The sequence below is a fragment of the Streptomyces sp. SID9727 genome, from assembly GCF_010550605.1.
Taxonomy (GTDB): domain Bacteria; phylum Actinomycetota; class Actinomycetes; order Streptomycetales; family Streptomycetaceae; genus Streptomyces.
In genome coordinates, this window is sequence record NZ_JAAGNI010000036.1 from 1 (window position 1) to 5,069 (window position 5,069).

Sequence of the window (5,069 nt, forward strand, 5' to 3'; positions counted from 1 at the left end):
GGGCGGCCGCCAGGATCCAGGCGAGCACCGACTCGGCGGCGACCGCGTCCCCGTACCGGGCGCGCAGGACGGGGAGCAGGCCGGGGGCGAGGTTGGGTTCGAGGCCGCCGGGGCGGCGGTACAGCGGGCGGACCCGGCCGGGGCGGCCGGCGGGGGAGTGGCCGTCGGGCAGCAGCGCCGTCACCGACACGGCGGGGCCCGGATCGTTCGGCACCCGGCCGTGCTCGACCAGGAAGAGCTGGCGGTCGTCGGCGACCCGCCACAGCTCGGGCCGGGCCACGTCGATGAGACGGTGGTCGGGGATCAGCCACTGCTCGTCGTACGGTCCGTGCAGCACCCGCACCGGCTCCGGGCAGGGGCCCGTCTCGCGGGCGAAGCGGCCGGTGGCGCCGGACCGGCCGGGCAGGGCGGTCACGGCGGTGTGCTGCGTACGCGCGCGGGTCGGGGCGAACAGCCGCTCGCGCTCCTCGCCGGACGCCCGCACGAGGCGGTCCCAGCGGGCCCGCAGGGACGCCGCGTCGGGGGCGGTCACCCAGGCGCGCCCGGTGCGCAGCGGGCGGACCGACCAGGGCATGAGGTCGTCCAGGAGGGGGCCGCGCGGGCCCTCGCCGGACCCGGCCGCTGCCGGTGCTGCCACCGTGTCGTCCTCCCCGCCTGCCGCGCCCGCCGCCTTCCCCGGCATCGTAACGGCGGCGGCGGGGGCGGCGTCAGGGCGCCTTCCCGCGCGGGCTCAGTGCGCCTCCACCGTCACCGAGAACGAGAAGCGGTCGCCCCGGTAGTGGATCCGGGCCACGTCGACCACCCGGCCGCCCTCGTCGTACGTGATGCCCGTGTAGTACAGGATCGGGCTCAGCAGCGGGACGCCCAGCAGCCCGGCGGTGGCCGGGTCGGCGAGGCGGGCCTCGACCGTGTCGGTGATCCGGGAGATCGGGACGTTGACCCGGTCGCGCAGCACCTTGGTCATCGGCCACCGGTCGAGGTCCGCCGGGTCCAGGTCCGCCGCGACCTCCGGGTGCACCCAGTTCTGCGCCCAGTTGGTCGGCTCGCCGGTCGTGCCGTCGCACCGCAGCCTGCGGTAGCCGACGACCTCCGCGCAGCCCGGGAAGTGCTCGGCCACGTCGCCCGGGACCGGGACCGGGCCGTGGTCGAGCAGCGTGGAGCGCTCGCCCGACTGCTGGGCGACGATCGCGTCGATCGAGCCGAGCAGCCGGACCGGCGCGCCCCGGCGGGCGTGCGGCTCGATGAACGTGCCGCGCCGCCGGTGCCGGCTGATCAGGCCCTCGGCCTCCAGCTCCTTGAGCGCCTGGCGCATGGTCAGCACGCTGACCCCGTAGTGCGCCGCGAGCTGCTCCTCGGTGGGCAGCCGCAGCGTGGCGTCGGGGGCGCGGCCCAGTATGGACGCCCGCAGCGACTGCGAGACCTGGTACCACAGCGGCAGCTTGCGGTTCAGGACCAGCGAGTCGGGCGCGAAGGCGGCGCCCCGGGGCACGGGGCCGTTCGCAGCGGGCTGCGGCACCTGGTCCTCCTGCATGCGTCGTCGCCGGCCCCGGCGGGGTCCGTCACGGCCTGAAGTTGCGGCTCAGACCCTGCCACACGTCGTCGTAGCCCTGCTGCAGGTGGTCCGCCGTCGCGGCCTGCGCGGTCGTGGTGACCGGCCAGCGGGTCTCGAACATGAAGGCGAGGCCGTCGTCGATCTTCTGCGGCTTCAGCTCCGCCGCGCTGGCCTTCTCGAAGGTCTCCCGGTCCGGGCCGTGCGCCGACATCATGGTGTGCAGCGAGCCGCCGCCGGGTACGAAGCCGCCCTTTCCGGCCGTCTTCGCGTCGTACGCGCCCTCGATCAGGCCCATGTACTCGCTCATCACGTTGCGGTGGAAGTACGGCGGGCGGAAGGTGTCCTCGCCGACCAGCCAGCGCGGCGCGAACACCACGAAGTCGACCCCGGCCAGGCCCGGCGTGTCCGAGGGCGAGGTCAGCACCGTGAAGATCGACGGGTCCGGGTGGTCGTAGCTGATCGAGCCGATGACGTTGAACCGGTGCAGGTCGTAGACGTACGGGGTGTGGTTGCCGTGCCAGGCGACGACGTCGAGCGGGGAGTGGTCGTAGGTCGCCGTCCAGAGGTTGCCGCAGTACTTGTTGACCACCTCGACCGGGCGCTCCACGTCCTCGTACGCGGCGACCGGGGCGAGGAAGTCCCGCGCGTTGGCGAGACCGTTGGCGCCGATCGGGCCGAGGTCGGGGAGTGTGAACGGGCGGCCGTAGTTCTCGCAGACGTACCCGCGAGCGGTCTCGTCCAGCAGTTCGACCCGGAATCGGACGCCGCGCGGGATCAGGGCGACGTGGCCGGGCTCGGCGCGCAGCAGGCCCAGTTCGGTGCGCAGGAGCAGCCCGCCGTGCTGGGGGACGATCAGCAGCTCGCCGTCGCTGTCGCTGAACACCCGGTCCGTCATCGCCGCGTTGGCGTGGTAGAGGTGCACGGCCATGCCGGTGCGCTGCGCCGCGTCGCCGTTGCCGCCCAGGGTCCACAGGCCCGCCACGAAGTCCGTACCGGGCGCCGGCTCGGGGAGCGGATCCCAGCGCAGCCGGTTCGGGTCGGGCACGGTCTCGGTGAACGGGGCCGAGCGCAGCGCGCCGTTGTCCGTGCGGACGAAGGGGGGATGGGCCGCCGAGGGGCGGATGCGGTACAGCCAGCTGCGGTGGTTGTGGGCGCGGGGCTCGGTGAACGCGGACCCGCTCAGCTGCTCCGCGTACAGCCCCAGGGGGGCGCGCTGCGGCGAGTTGCGCCCGTGCGGGAGCGCTCCCGGCACCGCCTCCGAGCTGTGCTGGTTCCCGAAACCGGTGGAGTACTCAAGCCCCTCCGCCGTCTTCCTCGCCTGCTCGATGCCGCCCATGTGCGCTCCCGTCCGAAGGAATCCTATGCATAACCGTAGGAATGGAAGCGTGGAGAGTCAACGGCATTCGGCGTGCAGAAGGGGTCCAAAAAGCTGAACAATGCTCTACTCTCCCGCACATGTCGTGGACACGAAGACTTTTGGCGGTTCCGGCGGTGCTCGCCGCCGCACTGCTCGCGGCCCCCGCCGCCCAGGCGCACGAGGAACGGCCGGTCACCCTGCCCGACGGCACCGGCAGCGTCCCCGTGTACCGCACCGGCGAACCCGACCTCCTGGTCTGCAAGACCGACCGGGCCGCCTTCGAGCGCCGGATCTCCGGCTTCCCCGAGGAGCTGAAGGCGCGCAACCTCACGCTCTTCGAGCGGTGCCGCACCTCCGGCTACCGCCACCTCCAGCAGGCGGTGGACGCCGTCGACGGGCCCGGGAAGACCATCGCGATCCTGCCCGGCCTGTACGAGGAGGAGCCCTCGCTGCCCGCGCCGGAGGGGGAGTGCGCCCACCTCAAGGCCCCCGACTCCAAGCTGGGCTACCAGATCCTCAGCTACGAGCAGCAGGCCCAGTGCCCGCACAACCAGAACCTGGTGGCGATCCTCGGCAAGAAGGACCTCCAGATCGAGGGCACGGGCGCCGCCCGCACCGACGTCGTCATCGACGCCAAGTACCGCAAGCTCAACGCGATCCGCTCGGACAAGTCGGACGGGATCTACTTCAAGAACTTCACCGCCCAGCGCACCACCTTCAACTCGCTCTACGTCCTCGCCCAGGACGGCTTCGTCATCGACGACGTGCTGACCCGCTGGAACGACGAGTACGGCTTCCTGACCTTCGCCAGCGACCACGGCCTGTACAAGAACTGCGAGTCCTACGGCAACGGCGACTCCGGCATCTACCCCGGCAGCGCCTCGGACATCAACGACGGCTACGGCTACGACGTACCGCGCTACTCGATCGAGATCACCGGCTGCCGCAGCCACCACAGCATGGTCGGCTACTCCGGCACCGCCGGAGACTCCGTCTACGTCCACGACAACGAGTTCGACCACAACATGGGCGGCGCCTCGATGGACAGCGCCTTTCCCGGCCACCCCGGCCTCCCGCAGAATCACGCCCGCTTCGAACGCAACCTGATCCACGACAACAACGCCGACTACTACCGCTACGTCGCCGACGGCACCTGCGCCGAGCCGCCCGCCGAACGGGGTTACGAGGACGGCGTCGTCTGCCCGCAGATCTCCATGCCCCCGGGCACCGGCATCATCACCGCGGGCGGCAACTGGAACCGGTACGAGGACAACTGGATCTACGGGCAGGACCGCGCCGCCTTCTTCCTGAGCGCCGTCCCCGCCTTCATCCGCGGCGAGAACGCCCTCGGCAAGCAGACCGACACCTCGCACCACAACCGGTACGCCGGCAATCACCTCGGCGAGGACAAGGACGGCAGGTCCCGCCCCAACGGCACCGACGTCTGGTGGGACGGCCAGGGCGACGGCAACTGCTGGCAGTCCGACACCGGCGCCTCCACCCCGCGCTCCCTGCCCAGCTGCGGCGAGAAGCGGGGCGACGTCTCCGGCTCCACCGACCGGCTCTTGGGCGAACCCGTCAAACTCGCCCAGCTGCTGGTCTGCGCCGACTACGACGTACGGGCCCGCCGGCTGCCGGCCGGCTGCGACTGGTACGGGGCACGAGGCATCGAACGCATCGAGGTCCAGGCCGCCCTGGGCATCGCCGTGGTCCTCGTGCTCGTCGGCGGGGTCCTCTGGTGGCGGCGGCTGCGGACCAGCCGGCTCGCCACGGTCGCGTCCGTGCTGGGCGTCATCGGTCTCGGCCTCGACGTGGCCGGCTCGACCATGGGCCTCGCCGCCACCTACGTCCCGGCTGCCGCGCTGCTGCTGACCGGGCTCTGGTGGACCGGCCTCGGCCTGGCGCTGCGCCCGGCGCGTCCCGTGTTCGGCTGGGTGACCGTGGTCCTGGGCGCGCTGACGCTGCTCGACGCGCTGGACAAGGGCGTGTTCATGATCCCGTGGATCCCGCTGAGCCCGGCCTGGGTGCGGGGGCTGCTCGGCCTGGTCTGGGTCGTCTGGGCCGTCGTGGCCGCCGCCCGGCACGGGGAGCGGGGCGCGGAGGGCGCCGGAGGCGTGGACGGGGACGGCGGTACGGAGGGCGCCGGCGCACCGGAGCCCG

Annotated in this window: 4 protein-coding genes; 1 reads left to right on the forward strand and 3 read right to left on the reverse strand. The window is 72.7% G+C overall.

Going from position 1 to position 5,069, the window contains the following annotated elements; translation table 11 throughout:
• The 3 genes from G3I41_RS01935 to hmgA all read right to left on the reverse strand — a co-directional run.
• Positions 1 to 637: type ISP restriction/modification enzyme (locus G3I41_RS01935; protein WP_343242035.1), on the reverse strand; the 637-nt coding region annotated here is incomplete at its 3' end.
• Between the two features lie 93 nt (positions 638 to 730).
• Positions 731 to 1,531 carry a GntR family transcriptional regulator gene (locus G3I41_RS01940; protein ID WP_164398550.1) on the reverse strand — a complete coding sequence of 267 codons (801 nt, stop codon included), beginning with the start codon at positions 1,529 to 1,531 and terminating at the stop codon, positions 731 to 733.
• A 28-nt stretch (positions 1,532 to 1,559) separates the two neighbouring features.
• Positions 1,560 to 2,888, reverse strand: a complete 1,329-nt coding sequence (gene hmgA, locus G3I41_RS01945) for a homogentisate 1,2-dioxygenase (protein ID WP_164398551.1) — start codon at positions 2,886 to 2,888, stop codon at positions 1,560 to 1,562.
• Positions 2,889 to 3,007: 119 nt separating this feature from the next.
• Here hmgA and G3I41_RS01950 point away from each other — a divergent pair.
• On the forward strand, positions 3,008 to 5,069 hold a 2,062-nt coding region (locus G3I41_RS01950; RefSeq protein WP_239081448.1), incomplete at its 3' end, for a right-handed parallel beta-helix repeat-containing protein.